Annotated in this window: 18 protein-coding genes, 1 tRNA gene and 1 pseudogene; 7 read left to right on the forward strand and 13 right to left on the reverse strand. The window is 67.3% G+C overall.

The features are described from left to right. Positions 1-162 precede the first annotated feature (162 nt). From F9288_RS10985 to F9288_RS10995, 3 genes are read left to right on the forward strand one after another with little or no spacing between them, the layout of a single operon-like run. Positions 163-2,319, forward strand: a complete 2,157-nt coding sequence (locus tag F9288_RS10985) for a TonB-dependent receptor (protein ID WP_174836794.1) — start codon at positions 163-165, stop codon at positions 2,317-2,319. A 34-nt stretch (positions 2,320-2,353) separates the two neighbouring features. Then, entirely contained in the window at positions 2,354-3,124 is a 771-nt protein-coding gene (locus F9288_RS10990; protein ID WP_174836796.1) for an SDR family NAD(P)-dependent oxidoreductase, read from the forward strand. A 45-nt stretch (positions 3,125-3,169) separates the two neighbouring features. Next, entirely contained in the window at positions 3,170-3,931 is a 762-nt protein-coding gene (locus F9288_RS10995; RefSeq protein ID WP_174836797.1) for an SDR family NAD(P)-dependent oxidoreductase, read from the forward strand. 146 nt (positions 3,932-4,077) lie between these two features. On the opposite strand, the gene F9288_RS11000 is transcribed toward F9288_RS10995, so the two are convergent. From F9288_RS11000 to miaA, 11 genes and pseudogenes are all read right to left on the reverse strand, one after another. Beyond that, a tRNA-Ile gene (locus tag F9288_RS11000) sits at positions 4,078-4,153 on the reverse strand. A 149-nt stretch (positions 4,154-4,302) separates the two neighbouring features. Then, positions 4,303-4,551, reverse strand: a complete 249-nt coding sequence (locus F9288_RS11005; protein WP_174836798.1) for a hypothetical protein — start codon at positions 4,549-4,551, stop codon at positions 4,303-4,305. Between the two features lie 136 nt (positions 4,552-4,687). Then, positions 4,688-6,094 carry a M20/M25/M40 family metallo-hydrolase gene (locus F9288_RS11010; RefSeq protein ID WP_174836800.1) on the reverse strand — a complete coding sequence of 469 codons (1,407 nt, stop codon included), beginning with the start codon at positions 6,092-6,094 and terminating at the stop codon, positions 4,688-4,690. A gap of 115 nt (positions 6,095-6,209) precedes the next feature. Then, a complete protein-coding gene (gene leuA, locus F9288_RS11015; RefSeq protein WP_174836802.1) occupies positions 6,210-7,868 on the reverse strand; it encodes a 2-isopropylmalate synthase in 1,659 nt (552 codons plus the stop codon). 170 nt (positions 7,869-8,038) lie between these two features. Then, on the reverse strand, positions 8,039-8,644 hold the full coding sequence (locus tag F9288_RS11020) for a TMEM175 family protein (RefSeq protein ID WP_174836804.1): 606 nt from the start codon (positions 8,642-8,644) through the stop codon (positions 8,039-8,041). A gap of 9 nt (positions 8,645-8,653) precedes the next feature. Then, entirely contained in the window at positions 8,654-9,274 is a 621-nt protein-coding gene (locus F9288_RS11025) for a YceI family protein (protein WP_174836805.1), read from the reverse strand. A 92-nt stretch (positions 9,275-9,366) separates the two neighbouring features. Beyond that, the gene (locus tag F9288_RS11030; RefSeq protein WP_174836807.1) at positions 9,367-10,137 is read right to left on the reverse strand and encodes a hypothetical protein; all 771 of its coding nucleotides are present in this window, start codon (positions 10,135-10,137) and stop codon (positions 9,367-9,369) included. Between the two features lie 93 nt (positions 10,138-10,230). Continuing rightward, positions 10,231-11,268: pseudogene (gene ilvC, locus F9288_RS11035) on the reverse strand (ketol-acid reductoisomerase); the annotation flags it as partial. 37 nt (positions 11,269-11,305) lie between these two features. After that, entirely contained in the window at positions 11,306-11,821 is a 516-nt protein-coding gene (gene ilvN / locus F9288_RS11040; protein WP_174836816.1) for an acetolactate synthase small subunit, read from the reverse strand. 62 nt (positions 11,822-11,883) lie between these two features. Next, on the reverse strand, positions 11,884-13,644 hold the full coding sequence (locus F9288_RS11045; protein WP_174836818.1) for an acetolactate synthase 3 large subunit: 1,761 nt from the start codon (positions 13,642-13,644) through the stop codon (positions 11,884-11,886). 78 nt (positions 13,645-13,722) lie between these two features. Next, on the reverse strand, positions 13,723-14,649 hold the full coding sequence (miaA, locus tag F9288_RS11050) for a tRNA (adenosine(37)-N6)-dimethylallyltransferase MiaA (protein ID WP_254620838.1): 927 nt from the start codon (positions 14,647-14,649) through the stop codon (positions 13,723-13,725). Here miaA and serB point away from each other — a divergent pair. Next, a complete protein-coding gene (gene serB, locus F9288_RS11055; protein ID WP_174836821.1) occupies positions 14,642-15,523 on the forward strand; it encodes a phosphoserine phosphatase SerB in 882 nt (293 codons plus the stop codon). The genes miaA and serB overlap by 8 nt on opposite strands. 9 nt (positions 15,524-15,532) lie before the next feature. On the opposite strand, the gene F9288_RS11060 is transcribed toward serB, so the two are convergent. Together F9288_RS11060 and F9288_RS11065 are read right to left on the reverse strand one after the other, a co-directional pair. Next, the gene (locus F9288_RS11060) at positions 15,533-16,456 is read right to left on the reverse strand and encodes a carbon-nitrogen hydrolase family protein (RefSeq protein ID WP_174836823.1); all 924 of its coding nucleotides are present in this window, start codon (positions 16,454-16,456) and stop codon (positions 15,533-15,535) included. A 24-nt stretch (positions 16,457-16,480) separates the two neighbouring features. Then, positions 16,481-17,512, reverse strand: coding sequence for an SPOR domain-containing protein (locus tag F9288_RS11065; protein WP_174836825.1), 1,032 nt, complete (start codon positions 17,510-17,512; stop codon positions 16,481-16,483). Between the two features lie 203 nt (positions 17,513-17,715). On the opposite strand from F9288_RS11065, the gene F9288_RS11070 reads away from it, so the two are divergent. From F9288_RS11070 to F9288_RS11080, 3 genes are read left to right on the forward strand one after another with little or no spacing between them, the layout of a single operon-like run. Beyond that, a complete protein-coding gene (locus F9288_RS11070) occupies positions 17,716-18,432 on the forward strand; it encodes a ParA family protein (RefSeq protein WP_174836827.1) in 717 nt (238 codons plus the stop codon). A 2-nt stretch (positions 18,433-18,434) separates the two neighbouring features. Further along, positions 18,435-18,956: a hypothetical protein gene (locus F9288_RS11075; RefSeq protein WP_174836829.1), complete on the forward strand. Its 522-nt coding sequence runs from the start codon at positions 18,435-18,437 to the stop codon at positions 18,954-18,956. Positions 18,957-18,978: 22 nt separating this feature from the next. Further along, positions 18,979-20,301, forward strand: a complete 1,323-nt coding sequence (locus tag F9288_RS11080; protein WP_174836831.1) for an SPOR domain-containing protein — start codon at positions 18,979-18,981, stop codon at positions 20,299-20,301. Position 20,302: the final 1 nt, after the last annotated feature.

Raw genomic sequence — 20,302 nt, forward strand, 5'->3', positions numbered from 1 at the left:
TGACGCGCGCCATATCGTTTCGTATTCAAAGTATCTGCTGTGTTTCAACAAACAGGTCCGGACAAGGGCCGGGTCAGGCACGGGGAGGATGATATGGCACGAAAGATCGCACATCTGCTGGTCGGTGTGGCGTCAGGGGCTTTTTGCCTGGCGAGTCCGGCCTTGGCGCAGACTTCGGATGGAAGCGCGCAAGCCGCTGCCGGCGGCCAAACCCAGTCGGTCGGCGCTCCCGATATCGTCGTTACCGCGCAGAAGCGCGCCGAGCGGCTTCAGGACGTGCCGATCTCGATGGAGGTGCTGACGACCAAGAACCTCGCCGCCTTCCACGCCGACAATTTCAAGGCGCTGGCCGTGCCGAACATGAATGTCGGCGAGATCGGCGGAAACCAGGTCATCTACATGCGCGGTTTCGGCTCGCCGTCGCAGAATTATGCGTTCGACCAGTCGGTCAGTCTCTATGTCGACGGCGTCTATGCGGGCAAGTCGCGGCAATTCACCTTCCCGTTCTTCGATCAGGAGCGGGTGGAGGTGCTGCGCGGTCCGCAGGGCGCCTTGTTCGGCAAGAACACCGCCGCCGGCGCGATCAGCGTCATCTCGGCACAGCCGACCTCGACCTTCGAGGGAAGTGCGACCGGGATCTACAATTTCGGCCTCCACGGCTATGAATTGTCGGGCTATCTGTCCGGGCCGCTGGGCGGCGGATTCAGCGCGCGTCTGGCCGGCAAGATCGTCGACAACGATGGTTATATGAAGAACCTCGCGTTCGATCGCCGCGAGCCGTCGAACAAGTCGCAGCTCGTCCGCCTGAGCCTGAAATATGACGGCGGCAATTTCGATTATGTCGCCAAGGTCGAATATGGCCACGCCAAGAGCCTCGGGAACGTCACGGTGTCCGGGCCGCTGACCACGGACCAGCAGCCTGTCCTGACCCGCTACAATATCGATGATTCGGTATATGGCCCGGCAGGCTTCGAGACGAGATCGTGGAACATCGCCGGCACCGGCAACCTGCATCTCGGCGATTTCACGCTTACCTCGGTCACCGGCTATTCCTATTTCAAGGCCGCGCACGTCAACAATTTCGACCAGACCATTCCGGGCGGCGGCATCACCAGCGCCAGCGTGTTCAACAGCTATCCGGAAAAATTCCATCAATTCTCGCAGGAAATAAGGCTGCAATCCCCGGTCGGCGGGATGTTCGATTACATCATCGGCGCGTATTACGACAATTCCAGATACGAGGTCTGGCAAGGTAGCGAATACAATATGTCGATCGGCAACTTCCTGTTGCACAGCGATTTTCACCAGCGCGCCGAATCTTATTCCTTCTTCGGGCAGGGATCGGTCCATTTCTCGGACGAATTCCGCCTGATCGGCAGCCTGCGCTATTCGCACACCTCAAAATCTGCCTCCTTCTACGGGACGCAGGATTCAGGCCCGTTCCCGTTCAAACCGACCACCACCGCCGATGGCTCGCTCAGCGAAGGGAAAGTCGATCCTTCCGTCACGCTGCAATATGATGTCGCGCGACGCGTGATGGTCTATGCGACTTATGGTCAGGGATCGAAGTCGGGCGGGTTCGTCTCGAATACCTATGGGACGACCAACGCGAATTTCATGTTCAACCCGGAACGGTCGCAGAATTTCGAGCTTGGCGTGAAGAGTACGCTGTTCGACGGCCGGCTCGTGGCGAATGCGGCGATCTACAAGATCAAGTTCGACGATCTTCAGGTCTCCACCTATAATTCGAACCTCCAGACCTATCTGGTCGGCAACGCGGCAAAGGCCAGCGGCAAGGGCATCGAAGGATCGCTCACCTGGTATCCGGCGCCCAATTTCGACATCACGGCGTCGGGTGCCTATCAGGACGTCAAGTATGACGACTATCCGGGGGCGCAATGTCTGGCGAGGCAGCCTGGCTGTGGACCGACCTCGGCCCCCGTCAATCTCGCCGGCTATCCGTTGCCGAACATCTCCAAGTTCAGCGGCAACGTGCAGGTCCATTATGTCATCGACCTGCCGGGAGACTTCAAGCTGGGCACCACGGTCGGCGTCGACGGTCGTTCCAAATTCTTCAACTCGGACGACCAAAGCCTGACCTATGGCGTGCAGAAGGGCTACGCCAAGCTGAACGCCCGGATCGAACTGTCGCCCGCCGACAGCCGGTGGCATCTCGCGCTGGTCGGCACGAACCTGACGAACAAGCTGACGACCTCGGGGGCGTTCAAGCTGCCTGTGCCGGTCACCGATGTGGCGCGCGCCCTCTATTGGGTCGATCCGCCGCGCAATATCTCGCTCGAGGCGAGTGTGAAGTTCTGAGCGGAACGCCCCGCGAGCATAGAGGAGAAGCGGAGTGCTGGACGGGAAGGTCGCGCTGATAACCGGCTCGGCGCAATGGCTGGGCCGCGCCTATGCGGAGACGTTCGCGGCGCGGGGGGCGGCCGTCGCGATCGCCGATATCAACGAGGCAGGGGCGGGGGAAGTGGCGGCGGCGATCCGGGCCAAGGGGGGAAAGGCCTGCGCCGTCGCCATGGACGTCTCGTCGGAGGAATCGGTCGCGCGCGGCGTGGCCGAGGCATGCGCGGCGCTCGGCGAGATTTCGGTGCTGGTCAACAACGCCGGCGGTCTGTTCGCCCCGGTGCAGAGCGCGGAAACCTTCACGGTCGAGCAATGGAATCGCGCGCTGGCGGTGAATCTCACCGGAAGCTGGCTATGCAGCCGCGCCGTCATTCCGCAGATGAAGGCGGCGCGGTGCGGCCGGATTGTCAACATCACCTCCACGACCTTCGATTATGGCCTGCCGACCGAGATGGTGCCCTATATCTCCGCGAAGGGCGGGATCGTCGGGCTGACGCGGGCGCTGGCGCGCGAACTCGGCCCGTACGACATCACGGTGAACGCCGTCGCACCGGGCCTGATCCAGCCGCAGGATCGGGCCGGACGCATCTCGCTTTCCGCCGAGAAGGCCAAGAGCATCACCGACATGGTCGTGCCGCACCAGTGCATCAAGCGGCCGGGCGTGGTGGGTGATCTGGCTGGCGCGGTGGCTTTCCTCGCGTCGGACGATGCGCGTTTCATCACCGGCCAGGTGCTGAACGTCGATGGGGGCTGGGCGCTCAAATAAGGCGTGCGCCACGCCGCCGGATATCGCGCAAATGGGAGAAGGTTCATGGGCCGACTGACGGGCAAGACCGCGATCATCACCGGCACGGGAAGCGGCATGGGCCGGGCGGCGGCGCTGCTTTTTGCCCGCGAGGGTGCGCAGGTCGTCGGTTGCGATATCGATGCGGCGCGCGGGGAGAAGGTCGTCGAGGATGTCCGACGGGCCGGTGGCACGATGGTTTCGCTGCACCCGCTCGACCTGTCGAACGCGGACGGCGCCGAGGCGCTGATCGCCTTCGCGCTCGACAATTATGGCGGATTCGACATCCTCTACAACAACGCCGCCATGGCTTATTTCGCCTGGGTAGCGGACATGGAATACGACACCTTCTCTCGGACGATGAAGGAGGAGGTGGACATCATCTTCCACCTCACCCGCGCGGCATGGCCACATCTCGTCGCGCGGGGCGGCGGGTCGATCATCAACACGGCATCGATGGCGGCGCGCAAGGGGTCGCTCACCTTGCCGGCGCTCGCGCATTGCGCCGCGAAGGGCGCGGTGGCGTCGATGACGCGGCAATATGCCACCGAGGGCGGCAGGCATCGCATCCGCGCCAACAGCATCTCACCGGGCCTCATCCGCTCCGCGCAGACCGAGCCGCTCATGGCGGACCCGGACTGGAAGGAACGGGCCTCCGCGAAGATCCTGCTTGGCCGCATCGGGGAGCCTGAGGACGTCGCCGCCTGCGCCCTGTTCCTCGCTTCTGACGAGAGCGCATTCGTGACAGGAGCGGATTTCGTCGTCGATGGCGGCGCGTCGGTGATCTGAACCGCACCGCGACTACGAACTGGGCGGATGAGCGCGCACCGGGGCTTCTGGCGTGCCGCAGGCTTTGCCGACCGCCGGAGACTGTCTGGCTAGCGCGACGCCCAGGCGCCGCCAGCGCCGAAGCATCCTGATTTCGTCGAGGTGGGTGGTGGGCCCGGCAGGACTCGAACCCGCAACCTAGCCGTTATGAGCGGCCAGCTCTAACCATTGAGCTACAGGCCCACGCGGCGTTGTGACTAGCAGCGCCGTTATCAGGTGCAAGGGGCTGACATGGCCTCTTGGCGCGTGGTCAAAGAAAAAGGGGCGCTCCCTTGCGGAAGGCGCCCCTGATTCCGTGCATCGATTGGCGGACCCGGAGGACCGCCAGGATATCAATGCGCGTTCGCAGCCGCGTCCTTGACGTTGTCAGCGGTCGCGTTGAGGTTGTCGGCGGCGTTCGAGAGCGCGTCGGCGGCAACAGCGTTCGAGGTGTTGTCAGCCATCGCGTCCAGGTTGTCCGCGGCGCTCTGGAGGTTGTCCGCCAGCACGTCGGCGTTGTTCTCGGCCGGGGTCTCCGGCTTCGAGCAGGCCGCAACGGACATCAGGCCGGCGGCAGCAAGAATAAAGGCAAACTTCTTCATTCGGATGCTCCCAAGCATAGCAATCTTCGCGGCCGACCCTGTCGCCGTCGCGAACCACCGAAATACCGAACCGTTTCGGTGGGTCAATGAGGAAATTCACCAAAAGGGAAGGATGCGGTGATCGGAACGACTTTTTTCAATGCGATTTGCGCGCCACCGGACCAATTTCCTCCGGCGCGTCGGCGACAATCGCCAGCATCGTCGTCCATGCCGCGACATTCTGGCGCAGCATTTCGGGATCGACGCGATCGAGCGTGTCGTCGGCGGTGTGGTGCGTGTCGAAATAGCGCAGGGCGGATTGGTTAAAGTCGATTCCCGCGACACCGGTCGCCACGATCGGGCCGATATCGGCGCCGTCGCCACCGCCCCCGTCGGTGTGGACGATGCCGAGCGGAACGAGCGCGCTGGCGAGGCGACCGGCGACGGGTGCCGCGCTACCCTCCAGCGACGACTGGAAGCGCCAGACGCGATCCGCGCCGAGATCGCTCTCCGCCGCGACGACATGGCGCTCGGCGCCGTGGCGGCGGGCGTAGTCGCGCGCGCCGAAACCGCCGACTTCCTCCGATCCGAACCACACGACGCGGATCGTGCGGCGCGGCCGCCTGCCCGAATCCATGATCCGTTTAGCCGCCGCGGCGGTGATCGCGACGCCTGAGGCGTCGTCGATCGCGCCGGTCGCGAGATCCCAGCTATCGAGGTGGCCGCCGACCAGCACGATGCCGGCGGCGGGGTCGCTGCCGGGCACCTCGGCGATGACGTTGCCCGATTCCCGCTCGCCGATCTGGCGCGGGGTGAGCACCAGCTTCATCGTCAGCGGCTTCCCGCGCGCCGCCATCGCCTCGATCAGCTTCGCGTCGGGAACGGAAAGGGCGGCGGCCGGAATCGGCTTCACTCCTTCCGGGAAGTTGGTGACGCCGGTATGCGGCGTGCGGTGCGTATCGGTGCCGATCGAGCGGATCACCATCGCCAGCGCCCCCCGGCGCGCCGCGATCCCCGGCCCGACGAAGCGCGCGACGCCGGACTGGCCGTAGCTCGATCCGTCCTGAGTCGGCGCCATTGCGTTGCCGACATAGACGATCCTGCCCTTGATGGCGCTGTCGGGGGCGTTCATGAACTCGCCGAAGGTCTTGAACACCGCGACCTCGGCGGTGAGGCCGGCGTCCGGCGTCGCGCCGGAATTGCCGAGCGCGGTCAGCACCAGCTTTTGCGGGAAGGGCGAGACGATCTCCGCGCGTTCCTCGCCGCGCACCCACACCGGCATGCGATAAGGCTCGCTGCGCACGTTCTGGAAGCCGAGCGCCTTGAGCTTCGCGACCGCCCAGGTCCGCGCGCGCGCCTCCGCCTCAGTGCCGGCGAGGCGCTGGCCGACCTCGGTGGTGAGGCCCTCGACGATATCATAGGCGACATCGTCCTTGAGCGCGGCGTCGCGCAGCGCGGCGACGGCGGGATCGACCGGGGCCGGCACCGGCGGCGCGGCGCGCTGCGCGAGGGCGGGGAAGGGCAGGGCGAGCGCCAAGATGGCGGCGAGAAAGCGGTTGGTCATGGCCACAGGCGTAAGGCGCGCGCTTGGCCGGGGCAAGCGGTTGCGATTGCGACCAATCCGCCGCCCTCGTTCGCGCTGAGCCTCGACAAGCCCAGCCCGAACGGAGGGACAGGGATCAGGCCCGGTTCGCCGCGCTCAGCACCGCGCGGACGCCGGCGGTGGCGATATCCGGGTCGATCCCGACGCCCCAGACGGTACGCCCGTCGGTGGCGCGGCATTCGAGATAGGTCGCCGCCTGCGCATCCGCGCCGTGGCCGATCGCGTGCTCGCTGTAATCGACCACCTCCAGCGCGGGACCGGTCGATTCGGCGAGCGCCGCGATCACGCCGGAGATCAGGCCGTTGCCACGCCCGGAAAGCGAGCGCTCCTCGCCGTCGATGGCGATGCGGCCGACGAAGCGCCGGTCGCCCGCCGCGCCCGTCTCCTCATAGTCGCGCAGCACGAAGCGGTCGGCCTCGGCGGGCAGATAGGTGCGCTCGAACGCGCCCCAGATGTCGGCGGCGTTCAACTCGCGGCTGGTCTCGTCGGCCAGCGCCTGCACGATGCGGCTGAAATCGGCCTGCATCCGCTTGGGCAGCTTCAGCCCCTTGTCCTGCTCCAGCACCCAGGCGACGCCGCCCTTGCCGGATTGCGAATTGACGCGGATCACCGCCTCATAGCTGCGGCCGAGATCGGCCGGGTCGATCGGCAGATAGGGGACTTCCCAATATTCGTCGTTGCGCGCGGACTGTGCTGCGAAACCCTTCTTGATCGCGTCCTGATGGCTGCCGGAGAAAGCGGTGAACACCAGATCGCCGGCATAGGGCGTGCGCGGATGGACGGTGATGTTGGTGGCATATTCCACCGTCTTCACCACCTCGTCGATGTCGGACAGGTCCAGCTTCGGGTCGACGCCCTGCGTGTACATGTTGAGCGCGACGGTCACGAGGTCGCAATTGCCGGTGCGCTCGCCATTGCCCAGCAGGCAGCCCTCGACGCGGTCGGCGCCCGCCATCAGCCCCAGTTCCGCCGCCGCGACGCCGGTGCCGCGATCGTTGTGCGTATGGAGCGAGATCACCACGCTGTCGCGGTTCGGGATGTTGCGGCCGAACCATTCGATCTGGTCGGCATAGACGTTGGGCGTCGCGCACTCGACGGTGGCGGGCAGGTTGAAGATGATCGGATTGTCCGGCGTCGGGCGCAGCACGTCCATCACCGCCGCGCATACCTCGACCGAGAAATCCAGCTCGGCGGTGGAGAAGGTTTCCGGGCTGTATTCGAACATCCACCTCGTGTCAGGCTGCTTCGCGGCCTCGTCGCGCAGCACCTTCGCGCCCTCGATCGCGATCTGGCGGATCTCGTCGCGCGACATGCCGAACACGATCTTGCGCCACGCCGGGGAGACGGCGTTGTAGAGATGGACGATCGCCTGCTTCGCGCCCTTCAGGCTCTGGAAGCTCGTCTCGATCAGGTCGCGGCGCGATTGCGTCAGCACCTGCACCGTCACGTCGTCGGGGATGCGTCCATCGGCGATCAGGCCGGAGATGAAATCGAACTCGGTCGCCCCCGCGCTGGGGAAGCCGACCTCGATCTCCTTGATGCCGATCTTCACCAGCAGGTCGAAGAAGCGGCTTTTCTTCTCCGCGTCCATCGGGTCGATCAGCGCCTGGTTGCCGTCGCGCATGTCGGTGGACAGCCAGCGGGGGGCCTTGGTGATCGTCTTCGACGGCCAGGTGCGGTCGGGGATGTCGATGGTCGGGAAGGGGCGGTATTTTACGGAAGGATCGCGCAGCATGACGGCTCTCTCGGATCGGGAGGGCTGGGGAAAGGTTCGGTCTGCCCTTAGGCGCGTCGGCGTGGCATGGCCACGCGGCAAGGTTCGCGCCTAAGGGCGCGTAAGTCGAAGGGTAAGGCCGAGCACCTGCGTCATCGCCTCTTCCGGTAGCGCCGGAGGGGGGCCGCTGTCTAGCCCCGACGCGCGAAAAGCCGGTCGAGCGGCGTCTGCGGCACGATCCAGAACAAAGCCACCAGCGCCGCGCAGGCGATCCCCAGCCACGGCGAGACGAAGGTTAGCGCGAGGCCGCCGATATAGACCGCCATCGCGAAATAGCCCTTGCGCGTCGTCTGGACGTGATAGTCGCGTGCTCGCTCATGCTGCGCGCCGGTTCGCGCGATCACTTTCTGGAGCCAGACATAGCCGAGCGAGGGCAGGATCAGCGTGACGAGATAGACCTGCGTCGCGGTGCGGCTGAATTCATGCTCGCCGAGATAGGCGGTGCCGAACGGCACGAGGCTGAGGCCGAACAGCAGCGCCAGATTGGACCAGATCAGCCCGTTGGTGACGCTGCGCGCATGGCCGAGCAGGCGGTGATGATTGCCCCAGTAGAGGCCGACATAGACGTAGCTCAGCACATAGGCGAGGAACAGGTGCCACATCGACAGGATGTGGCTGATCCCGTCCTCAACCGGCACCTTCAGTTCCAGCACCATGATCGTGATGATGATCGCGATCACGCCGTCGGAGAAAGCCTCCACCCGGCTGACGCCCTGGCCCTCTTCCCCTTCCGCCATCGCCGGGCCTTATTTCACGAACGCGGCGCTGATCTTCAGCTTCACCTCGTCCGACACCATCGGGATGCCGTAGGCGACGCCGAACTCGCTGCGGCGCAGTGTGGTCATGGCGGTGAAGCCGACATTGTCCTTACCGCCCATCTTGCCCGCGCCGTAGAATCGGGCGTCGAGCGTCACCGGCTTCGTCACGCCGTTGAGCGTCAGGTTGCCCTCGATCCTCGCGTTCTCGCCGCTCGCCGTTACCTTCGTGGAGACGAAATGCGCGTCGGCGGGGGCGGGACCGAAGAAATCGGCCTTCGCGCCTTCCTTCGGCGCGCGGAGCAGGTGGGCGGTGAGCGCGGGATTGGTGGTCAGCACCTTGCTCACCGGGATCGTGACGTCGACCTTCGCTTCATTGGGTTTGGCCGGATCGAGCGTCAGCGTGCCGGTGGTCTCGCCGAACAGCCCGAAATAGGGCGTGAAGCCCAGGTGATCGACGGTCCATTCGATCAGCGTATGGTTGGGATCGACGGCATAGCTGCCGGCCACCACCGCGGTGGGGTTATGCGATCCCGGCGGCCCCTTCGGCGCCTGCTGCGCGACGAGCGCGGTGGAGGCGAGGGCGACGAAGGCGATTGCGGCGAAGCGCATGGCAAGGCTCCCTTTTTCGATGGAGGCCATAGAACCACAAGCGCGGCGGCGGCGAAAGCGCGCAAAATCGAAACGGCGCGTTTCGCGCGCGCTTATTTCACCGCGCCTTGAATCAGATCGAACTTGATCCGCACCCAGGCGCCGATCATCGGCCGGTTGCCGACGCGCGGCGGGCGGACGAGGAATTGCCACGACGCCTGCCGCAGCGCGCGGGAAATGCCCGATCCCGGCGTCTCGCCGATCTCGCGGCAATCCTCGACGTGATAGCGCTCGGCGGTGCGGCAGATCACCATCCCCCAGCCGGCGGTCTGTCGCGCGGGGAGATAGGTTGCCATTTCGGCATGGGTCGGCTCGCGATACCATTCGGCGTAATAGAGGTCCTCGCCGCCCGGCGCGCCGCCGGCGGCCGCGACCTGCGCGCCGTTCGGCGTGGCCTTGTCGCCCGTGTCGCCATCGGCGCTCGCGACCTGTTCGCGGGTCGGCCTGATCCGCCCGATGTCGGAGGCGGCGAAATCCGCGCGGGAGAGCATGATGACGCCGGGCAGGGTGATCGGCGGCGTCGGCGCCGATTTCGCGCGCGGCGGCGGCGCGGCATGATGCCGTTCCTCCTTCGCGACCTTGGGCCGCTGCACGGCCACCCGCGTCTTGTTCTTCTGCTCGCCCTTCGTCTGGCTGACGTTGAAGGTGGAGAGCGGCCGCATGTCGACGATGATCGGCTTGCCGGTGATCGCGCCGACCGCGATGAGCGCCAGGACGACGAGCACGCCGACGCCCAGCGCAAGCAGCAGCGAGCCGGCGCGGCCGCGCACGCCAACTTGCGACTGGTACGACGATGAACGGTAGGACGCCGTACTGAGAATCACGCCCCCGCCTCTAGAGAGGCGAGGGCGTTAATGCACCAGCGATCGAACACGGTTCGTCGCGGATTTCGGATTACGGGTGGATTACGGCGCGGATCAGTTGCGCTCCTTGTCCACCAGCTTGTTCGCGCCGATCCACGGCATCATCGCGCGCAGGTTCGCGCCGACCTGCTCGATCTGATGCGCGGCGGCGAGCTTGCGCGACGCCTTCAGCTCCGGCTGGCCGGCGCGATTGTCGAGCACGAAATTCTTCACGAACCGGCCGGACTGGATGTCCGCCAGCACGCGCTTCATCTCCTTCTTGGTTTCCTCGGTGATGATGCGCGGGCCGGTGGTGATGTCGCCATATTCGGCGGTGTTCGAGATCGAGTAACGCATGTTGGCGATGCCGCCCTCATACATCAGGTCGACGATCAGCTTCAGCTCGTGGAGGCACTCGAAATAGGCCATTTCCGGCGCGTATCCGGCCTCGACCAGCGTCTCGAAACCGGCCTGGACCAGCGCGGTGGCGCCACCGCACAGCACGGCCTGCTCGCCGAACAGGTCGGTCTCGCATTCCTCGCGGAAATTGGTCTCGATGATGCCCGAGCGGCCGCCGCCGACGCCGGAGGCATAAGCCAGCGCGACGTCATGCGCGTTTCCGCTCGCATCCTGATGCACCGCGATCAGGCAGGGCACGCCGCCGCCCTTCACATATTCGCCGCGCACGGTGTGGCCCGGCCCCTTCGGCGCGATCATGATGACGTCGATGTCGGTCGGTGGGTCGATCAGCCCGAAATGGACGTTGAGGCCATGCGCGAAGGCGATCGCGGCGCCGGGCTTCATATTGCCCTTGAGATCATTCTCCCAGATCGCCGCTTGATGCTCGTCCGGGGCGAGGATCATCAGGATGTCGGCCCAGCCGGCCGCTTCCTTGTTCGACATGACCTTGAAGCCGGCGGCTTCCGCCTTCTTCGCGGTAGCCGAGCCTTCGCGCAGCGCGATCGCGACTTCCTTGACGCCCGAATCGCGCAGGTTCTGGGCATGGGCATGGCCCTGCGAGCCATAGCCGAGGATGGCGATCTTCTTGTCGGTGATCAGGTTCAGATCGGCGTCGCGATCGTAATAGACACGCATGTCATCAATCCTTTCGTGGAATCGTGAGAGGTGGGGCCGCGCGCGGCGGAGAGGTTCAGGCGGGTTCCTTGCCCCGGGATATCGCGACGATGCCGGTGCGGGCGACCTCGATCAGGCCGACCTCGCTCATAAGCTCGACGAATTTGTCGATCTTCTCGATGCTGCCCGTCACCTCGAACACGAAGCTGGAGGTGGTCGCGTCGACCACCCGCGCGCGATAGACGTCGGCGAGGCGCAGCGCCTCGATGCGATGGTCGCCGGTGCCGCGTACCTTCACCAGCGCCAGCTCGCGCTCGACGTGATCGCCTTCGGCGGTGAGATCGTGGACGCGGTGGACGGGGACGAGCCGGTCGAGCTGCGCCACGATCTGCTCCAGCGTCGTGGGGCCGGCGGAGGTGACGATGGTGATGCGGCTGACCTGCTTGTCGGCGGTGATCTCGCTCACCGTCAGGCTTTCAATATTATAGCCGCGCGCGGTGAACAGGCCGGCGATCCTGGCGAGGATGCCCGGCTCGTTGTTGACGATCACCGCGAGCGTATGGCGCTCGGCCGTTTCTTCCCTGATGTGCATGTCGTTATCCCGGCGGGTGCCGGAATCTCCCTGGAATAGAGCAATCTGGCAGCGGTCGAGAATCAGACGAGCGCCTTCGCCTCGTCGTTCATGGTGCCCGAAACCTCGTTGGCCTGAAGGATCATCTCGGTATGCGCCGCGCCGCTCGGGATCATCGGGAAGCAATTGGCGAGCTTCGCCACCATGCAATCGACCATCACCGGCCCGTCATGCGCCAGCATCTCCGCGATGCCGCTCTCGAGCTGGTCGGGCCGCTCGATGCGGATGCCCTTCCAGCCGTATGCCTCCGCCAGCTTCACGAAATCGGGCAAAGCGTCCGAATAGCTTTCGGCATAGCGGCTCTCATAGGTCAGCTCCTGCCACTGGCGGACCATGCCCATATATTCGTTGTTGAGGATGAACACCTTCACCGGCAGGCGATATTGCGTCGCCGTGCCCAGTTCCTGGATGTTCATCTGGATCGAGGCCTCGCCGGCGATGTCGATCACCAGCGCCTTCGGGTTGCCGAGCTGCGCGCCGATCGCGGCGGGCAGGCCGTAGCCCATCGTGCCGAGGCCGCCCGATGTGAGCCATTTGTTCGGGCTTTCGAAGCCGAAATGCTGCGCGGCCCACATCTGGTGCTGGCCGACCTCCGTGGTGATGATCGGTGCCTTGGCATGGGTGGCCTCCCACAGCGCCTTGATCGCGCGCTGCGGCATGATCGCGCCCTGAAAACCGTTCGGGCCGTCTTCCGGGAAATCGAGGCTCTTCACCGCGCGCCAGCCGTCGATCCGCCGCCACCATTCGGCGATGTCGGGCTTCGGGTGCTGGCGCGACTTCCAGATGCGGATCATGTCCTCCATCGCGTGCCCCGCGTCGGCAAGGATGGGCAGGTCGATGCGCACCGTCTTGTTCATCGAGGAACGATCGATGTCGATATGCACCTTGCGGCTGTTCGGGCTGAAGGCGTCGAGCCGGCCGGTCACGCGATCGTCGAACCGCGCGCCGATCGCGACGATCAGGTCGGCCTGGTTCATCGCCATATTGGCTTCATAGGTGCCGTGCATCCCCAGCATCCCCAGCCATTGCTCGCTGGATGCGGGGAAGGCGCCAAGGCCCATCAGCGTCGAGGTGACCGGCGCGCCGGTGATCTTCGCCAGCTCGCGCAGCAACTGGCTGGCGCCGGGGCCGGAGTTGATGACGCCGCCGCCGGTATAGAAGATCGGCCGTTCGGCCGCCGCCAGCATGTCCACCACCTGTTCGATCTCGCGACGGTCGGCCTTCACCGGCGGGCGATAGCTCGTGTGCTGGATCGGACCGGGCTTGCTGTAGGCGGCGGTGGCGACCTGCACGTCCTTGGGGATGTCGACCACCACCGGGCCGGGGCGGCCGGAGGTGGCGATATGGAATGCCTCATGGATGATCGGGCCGAGCCGCGCCGGGTCCTTCACCAGATAATTATGCTTGGTGCAGTGGCGCGTGATGCCGACCGTGTCCGCCTCCTGGAAGGCGTCCGAGCCGATCAGGTGCGTCGCCACCTGCCCGGTGATGACGACCATCGGGATCGAATCCATCAGCGCGTCGGTGATGCCCGTCACCGCGTTCGTCGCGCCGGGGCCGGAGGTGACGAGCACCACGCCCGGCTTGCCGGTGGAGCGGGCATAGCCCTCCGCCGCATGGGTCGCCGCCTGTTCGTGGCGGACGAGGATGTGGCGGATGCGCCCGGCGCGGAAAATCGCGTCGTAGATCGGAAGTACCGCGCCCCCCGGATAGCCGAAGATGACTTCCACGCCGAGATCGCACAGCGCCTCGACCAGGATGTCTGCTCCGCTCTTCTCGGTCACGTCGGTCACTCCTCTTTCATGCTGCGCCGGCGAATAGCCCAGGCGGATGGTGGGCGCTAGGGCATCGAAAATTACTCGTCAAGGCTTAATGTTGAAATATTCTTTCAAATTGCCTTCTGGTACCTGCGCAATGCATGGCCAGTCCGGCGGGGGCTGGTGGTGGAACCAGGTATATTGCCGCTTGGCATAGCGGCGGGTGGCGAGTTGCGCGGCGGCGAGCGCTTCCTCGCGGGACAGCGCGCCGGCAAGCATCGCGGCGATTTCCGGCACGCCGATCGCGCGGCGTACCGGTGCGTCGGCGGGCAGGTCGCGGCGCGCCATCAACGCCGCGACTTCCTCCACCGCGCCGCCTTCGAACATCGCGACGAGCCGCGCGTCGCAGCGCGCGACGAGTTTGGCGCGATCGGGCAGCAGGATCAGCGGGCGAAGGTCGATCGCGTCGCCGATCCCGCCGCTCCGCTCGGCCTGCCATTCGGCCAGCCTCCGTCCGGTCGAGCGCGCCACCTCCAGCGCGCGCGCCACCCGCGTCGTGTCGCCGGGATTGAGCCGCGCGGCGGCGGCCGGGTCCTCGCGGGAGAGGGCGTCATATGCCTCCGCCACCGGCATCGCGCGGATCGCGGCGCGGATCGCGGGGTCGATCTCCGGCACCGGGGCGATGCCGTCGATCAGCGTGCGCAGGTACAGCCCGGTCCCGCCGACCAGCACCGGCAACCGCCCCGCCGTATGCGCCGCCGCGATCTCCCGCTTCGCGTCGGCCGCCCATTGCGCGGCGGAGCACGGAGTTGCGCCGTCGAGATAGCCGAAAAGCTGGTGCGGCACGCGCGCCTCGTCGGCGGCATCGGGGCGGGCGGAAAGGATGCGCAGGTCGCGATAGACCTGGCTGGCGTCGGCGTTGATGACCACGCCGTCCGCCTGCCCGGCCAGCGCGATCGCGAGCGCGGACTTGCCGCTGGCCGTCGGCCCTGCGATGAGCGCGACCTTCTGGAGGGAGGCGGGTTTGTTCACGGCGACGCTGATAGCAACGGGGCGGCTCGACGCCCACATCCTCTCGGACGCGGTCGCGCGCCTCGCCGCCGCCGGTTGCGCGCCGGGCGATCCGGCATGGCTCGACGAGGGCGATGCGGCGGACATTCCCTTCGGCGACGCGCCCGCCGCCGCGCGGGCGGCGCTGGAAGGAGCGTTCGATCAGGTCGATCTCGTCGTCCAGCCAGTCGCCGGCCGCGAGAAGAAGCTGCTCGTCGCCGACATGGATTCGACCATGATCACCGTCGAGTGCATTGACGAACTGGCCGATTACGCCGGGATCAAGCCGCGCATCGCGGAGATCACCGAGGCTGCGATGCGCGGCGAGCTCGATTTCGCGCAGGCGCTCGACGCGCGGGTCGCGCTGCTGCGCGATCTCGGCGCGGACGCGATCGACCGCTGCCGCGCGGAGCGGGTGCGGATCATGCCGGGCGCGGAGGCGCTGGTGCGGACGATGCGCGCGCGCGGGGCGACCGCCGTGCTCGTCTCGGGCGGCTTCACCGCCTTCGCCGAACCGGTTGGGGAGGCGATCGGCTTCGACCGCGTGATCGCCAACCGGCTTCACGTCGCCGGGGACCGGCTGGCCGGCACCGTCGCCAAGCCGATCGTTGATTCATCCACCAAGGAGCGCACGCTGCGCGAGGCGCGCGCGGAACTTGGCCTGACCGACGCGGAGACGCTGGCGGTGGGCGACGGCGCGAACGACCTCGCGATGATCGGCATCGCCGGGCTGGGCGTCGCCTATCACGCCAAGCCGATCGTGGCCGCCGCCGCCGCCGCGCGGATCGACCACGGCGATCTCACCGCGCTGCTATGGGCGCAGGGGATCGCGCGCAAGGATTGGGTGGCGGCATAACGACGCCTGTCAGGTGGTGAACACCGCGTTCCGTCTCGGCCGCTCGTCGACGTGCAGGCTGAAGACGTCCGGCCGCGCATAGTGGCCCGCCACGTCCAGGTCGTAGCGCGCGCGGATCAGGTCGCCGGTGTCGATCTCCGCGACGAGCAGCCCGGTCTCGCGCTCCAGCGGCCCGGCCAGCACGTCGCCGAGCGGCCCGACGATCATGCTGCCGCCGCCGATCAGCGGCCGGTCGGCATCCCAATGCTCGATCTGCGTGCCCAGCTCGGCCGGGGTGGGCTGGACCTGACAGCAGCTCACGACGAAGCAGCGCCCCTCATGCGCGATATGCCGCATCGAACTGCGCCAGATATCGCGCTCGTCCACCGTGGGCGCGCACCAGATCTCCACGCCTTTCGCGTACATCGCGGCGCGGAACAGTGGCATGTGGTTTTCCCAGCAGATCGCCGCGCCGAGCTTGCCCGCGTCGCTATCCACCACCGGCATGGTCGAGCCGTCGCCCTGCGCCCAGATCAGCCGCTCCGTGCCGGTGGGCATCAGCTTGCGATGCTTCGCCACCACGCCCTCGCCGGGGCGGATGAAGACGGCGGTGCAGAACAGCGAGGAGCCGGCGCGCTCGATCACGCCGAGCACCAGGGTCGCGCCGGTGCGGGTGCTGAGGTCGGCCAGCTCGGCAAGCTCGGGTCCGTCGAGATCGACGGCATTGTCGTGGTAGCGGGCGAAGTCCTCGCGCCCCTCGGGCAGGCGATAGCCCAGCCGCGTGCCGAAACTCGCGCCCTTGGGATAGCCGCCCAGCAATGCTTCCGGCATCACCACCAGCGTCGCGCCGGATGCCGCGATCCGCTCCTCGAAGGCGAGGATGTTGCGCAGCGTGGCGGCCTTGCCGGCATAGTCGGAGCCGATCTGGAGCGCGGCGACGGTGACGTTGCTCATCGCGCGGCCATAGGACGCAACTAGCTAGGGCGCCACCACCACGCATTGCACGCCGGCCTTGCCGCACGCCGCCTGCGCCGCCGCGCGGCTGGCGAAGCCGCTTGCCTGCACCTTGGTGATGTCGCCCGTCTTTACGTAATTCACGCGGCCGCCGGTTTTGCCGCCGACCTTGCCCCACAGGGCATGGGCGTTGTTCTCGTCGCGGAAGGCGCCGAGCTGGATGCGCCAGTTGCCGCTCGCCGCCGTGGCGGGGGCAGGCGCGGGCTTCGTCTCTTTCGGCTTCGCCTCCTTAGGTCTGGCCGGCGCAGGCTCCGCCCTGGCTACCTTCTCCGGTTTTGGCGCGGGAGCCGGCGCGGCCTTCCCGTGTCCCGGCACCGGGTAGCTCGCCCCTGCCGCCTTCGCTGGCGGCGGCGGCGCGGGCAGGTTCAGCGCGGCGGCGCGTTGCGGTGGCTCAGACGCCGGCAGCGGAGAGGTGGCGGCGGCGAGGCGGGCGGCGCGCCCGTCGGCCTCGATCCGCTTCGCCATCGCGAGGCCCTGCTGGCGCTGCTCGGGCGTGATATACTGGTCCATCTGCGCCAGCGTCTGCGCCGCCTGCGACAATCCCTGCTCCTGCGAGCGCGAGACCAGCGCGAAAGCGCGCGCCCAATCCTTCGCCACCGCATCGCCGTTGAACAGCATCGTGCCCAGCACCAGTTCGGTGCGCTTCTCATCGCGCGCCACGGACTTTTCGAGCCACGGCAGCGCCTCGGCCTTGTGCCCTTCCTGGAACAGGATCAGCGCGTAATTGTCCTCCGCCTGCGCATGGCCCTTCATCGCGGCCTTGTGGAACCATTCGGTCGCCTGCCCGATATCGGTCGGCACGCCGCGTCCCAGCTTATAGGCCTGCCCCATGTTGAACTGCGCGTCCGGGTCGCCGTCGATCGCCGGCTTGCGCCATTCGGCGACGGCCTTGCCGTAATCGCCGCGACTCCACGCATCGACGCCGGCCTTCACGTCCGCCGTCGCCGGCCCGGCCATCGCGATCAGCGCCAGCGCGCCGAGATACGCCACCTTCATCGCCAAGCTCCCCGTCCCGTGATGTTCCGATACCATGCCCGAAGGCATAACAGGCGGCAATTAACCATTCCTTCCCGCCGAAGCCGCGACGGATCGGGCACCGGCGGGGGCGAGAGGATAACGGTGTTGCTGCCGCGCCATTTACCTTTCCTTATCCTGCCGCATGGCATCTCCATCCGCGAACAGGCGGATTTGAGGGATTCATGCGCGTTCTCGCAATGGCATCGCAAAAGGGAGGGTCGGGAAAGACGACCTTGTCCGGCCATCTCGCCGTGCAGGCGCAGCTTGCCGGCGCCGGTCCGGTCGTGCTGATCGACATCGATCCGCAAGGCTCGCTGGCGGACTGGTGGAACGAGCGGACGGCGGAATATCCCGCCTTCGCGCAGACCACCGTCGCGCGGCTCGCGGCCGATCTGGAGGTGCTGCGGCAGCAGGGCTTCAAGCTCGCCGTGATCGACACGCCGCCCGCGATCACCATGGCGATCCAGAGCGTGATCCAGGTGGCCGAGCTGATCGTCATCCCGACTCGCCCCAGCCCGCATGACCTGCGCGCGGTGGGCGCCACGGTCGATTTGTGCGAGCGCGCGGGCAAGCCGCTGATCTTCGTGGTCAATGCCGCCACGCCCAAGGCGCGGATCACCAGCGAGGCGGCGGTCGCGCTGTCGCAGCATGGCACTGTCGCGCCGGTCACGATCCACCAGCGCACCGATTTCGCCGCCTCGATGATCGATGGCCGCACGGTGATGGAGACCGAGCCGAACGGCCGTTCCGCCGGGGAGGTCCGCGCATTGTGGGATTATATCTCGGATCGGCTGGAGAAGAATTTCCGCCGCACCGTTTTCGCCGCGCCCGGCGCGGCCAACGGCTTCGCGGTGCCGCGCCCGGCTTCGGCCGGCTTCGGCCGGCGGGTGGTGGGCTGACGATGGGCGCGCCGAAACCGCTTGCCTCGCTGTCGTCGGGGCTGCTCGCGCGCAAGGGACAGGCCCGTCCCGCGATGCGTCCGCAGGGATTCGCCAGCCTTGCCGGGCTGTCCAGCGCGGGCGAGGATCTCGGCTGGAACGACATGGGCGAGCCGGCCGCCGCCGTGCCGCCGGTGCTCGTCGAGCGCGAGGCGCTGCACGAGGTGATCGCCACGCAGCCCGAGCCGGAACCGGTGGTCGCCGAGGCGCCCGCCCGCGCGCCGGTCGCGCTGATGCCGCTGCCGCCCGCGATCGACGTGTCGGTGGCGACCGCCGCGCGCATCCGGCGCGAGACGGCGCATCGTCGCAAGGCCGCCTTCACGCTGCGGATGGACGAGGAGCGCCACCTGCGGCTGCGACTCGCTTCCGCGACACGCAATCGTTCGGCACAGCAACTCGTCACCGAGGCGCTGGATGCCTTCATCGCCACCTTGCCGGAAGTGGAGACGCTCGTCGCGCAGCTCCCGCCGCGCAAACGGCGCTGATCGGGGTAATGGGGAAATGGTCATGAGGATTCGCGCGATCGCCGGCCTGAGCCTGTCGGCGCTGATGCTCGGCGGCACGATGGTCGGCTGCGCGCAGGACGGGGCGGGCATCGCCTCCGCCAGCAGCCGCGACGAGGCGGCGATGGCGAAGCGCGCCGTCGCCAGCGCCGAAAAGGCGCGCAAGGCGCTGGCGAAGGAGCAAGCGGCGCAGGCCGTGCCCTTCGCGGAAACCGCCGTGGCGATGCAGCCGCGCGACGCCGGCTATCGCGCCCTGCTGGCGCAGAGCTATCTCAAGGCGGGGCGCTTCGCCTCGGCCGAAGCCGCTTATGGCGACGTGCTGACGCTGACGCCGGACGATTCGCGCGCGGCGCTCAATCTCGCACTGGCGCAGATCGCCGGCGGGCATTGGGAGGCGGCGCGCAAGACGCTCGACGCTCATGAAGCGCGGATCGACCCGACCGACCTCGGCCTCGCCCTCGCGCTGGCCGGCAACCCGGCGCGCGGCGTCGACGTGCTGATCGCCGCGACCCGCTCGCCCACGGCCTCCGCCAAGACCCGCCAGAATCTTGCGCTGGCCTTCGCGCTCGCCGGGCGGTGGCAGGAGGCGCGCAACATGGCCGGCCTCGATCTCGCGCCGGCCGACGCCGACCAGCGGATCATGCAATGGGCAGCCTTCGCCAAGCCGAACCAAGCCGCCGATCAGGTCGCCGCGCTGCTCGGCGTGACGCCGGTGGCGGACCCCGGCCAGCCGGTCGCGCTGGCGCTCAACGCCTCGGTGCCGGTCGCTGTCGCCAATAATGACGCTGGCGCGGCGGTGATGGCGGCGCCCGAGCCGAAACCGAAGACGGTCGCGATCGCGGCGGCATCGCCCGCGCCGGTGGTGGAAACGGCCGCGCCGCCGGCGGTGGCGAAGATCACCTTCGCTCCGCGCCGCGAGTTCGTGCAGGCGCTTCCCGCCGTCGCCTTCACGCCCGCGAACATCGGCAAGGCGCCGATCAACGAGACGGTGCGCCGCCCCGCTGCCTCCTCCTTGCCGCGCGTGCGCGAGAAGGGCGACTGGTATGTCCAGATCGGCGCCTATGATTCGGCCGATGTCGCGCGCGATGCCTGGGCGCGCGCGCGGCAGCGTTTCGCCGGCTTCTCCGGCACCGCGCCGGCCGGCATGACCTTCAAGACCGCGAGCCGCGAATATTATCGCCTGTCGGTCGGCGGCTTCTCGCGCGCCGATGCCGACGCCACCTGCCGCGCCTATCGCGCGAAGGGCGGGACGTGCTTCGTCCGCGCGGGCGCGGGCGACCAGATCGCGCAATGGGCGAAGGGCGGGGTGCAGGTCGCCGCGCGCTGAC

Source organism: Sphingomonas sp. CL5.1, from assembly GCF_013344685.1.
In the GTDB taxonomy this organism is placed as follows: Bacteria; Pseudomonadota; Alphaproteobacteria; order Sphingomonadales; family Sphingomonadaceae; genus Sphingomonas.

Excerpts from the sequence above, each read along its gene's own strand:
- F9288_RS10995 (WP_174836797.1), top strand. The coding sequence starts at position 3,170 with ATGGGCCGACTGACGGGCAAGACCGCGATCATCACCGGCACGGGAAGC.
- F9288_RS11005 (WP_174836798.1), bottom strand. The coding sequence starts at position 4,551 with ATGAAGAAGTTTGCCTTTATTCTTGCTGCCGCCGGCCTGATGTCCGTT.
- F9288_RS11010 (WP_174836800.1), bottom strand. The coding sequence starts at position 6,094 with ATGACCAACCGCTTTCTCGCCGCCATCTTGGCGCTCGCCCTGCCCTTC.
- leuA (WP_174836802.1), bottom strand. The coding sequence starts at position 7,868 with ATGCTGCGCGATCCTTCCGTAAAATACCGCCCCTTCCCGACCATCGAC.
- F9288_RS11020 (WP_174836804.1), bottom strand. The coding sequence starts at position 8,644 with ATGGCGGAAGGGGAAGAGGGCCAGGGCGTCAGCCGGGTGGAGGCTTTC.
- F9288_RS11025 (WP_174836805.1), bottom strand. The coding sequence starts at position 9,274 with ATGCGCTTCGCCGCAATCGCCTTCGTCGCCCTCGCCTCCACCGCGCTC.
- ilvN (WP_174836816.1), bottom strand. The coding sequence starts at position 11,821 with ATGCACATCAGGGAAGAAACGGCCGAGCGCCATACGCTCGCGGTGATC.
- F9288_RS11060 (WP_174836823.1), bottom strand. The coding sequence starts at position 16,456 with ATGAGCAACGTCACCGTCGCCGCGCTCCAGATCGGCTCCGACTATGCC.
- F9288_RS11065 (WP_174836825.1), bottom strand. The coding sequence starts at position 17,512 with ATGAAGGTGGCGTATCTCGGCGCGCTGGCGCTGATCGCGATGGCCGGG.
- F9288_RS11070 (WP_174836827.1), top strand. The coding sequence starts at position 17,716 with ATGCGCGTTCTCGCAATGGCATCGCAAAAGGGAGGGTCGGGAAAGACG.
- F9288_RS11075 (WP_174836829.1), top strand. The coding sequence starts at position 18,435 with ATGGGCGCGCCGAAACCGCTTGCCTCGCTGTCGTCGGGGCTGCTCGCG.
- F9288_RS11080 (WP_174836831.1), top strand. The coding sequence starts at position 18,979 with ATGAGGATTCGCGCGATCGCCGGCCTGAGCCTGTCGGCGCTGATGCTC.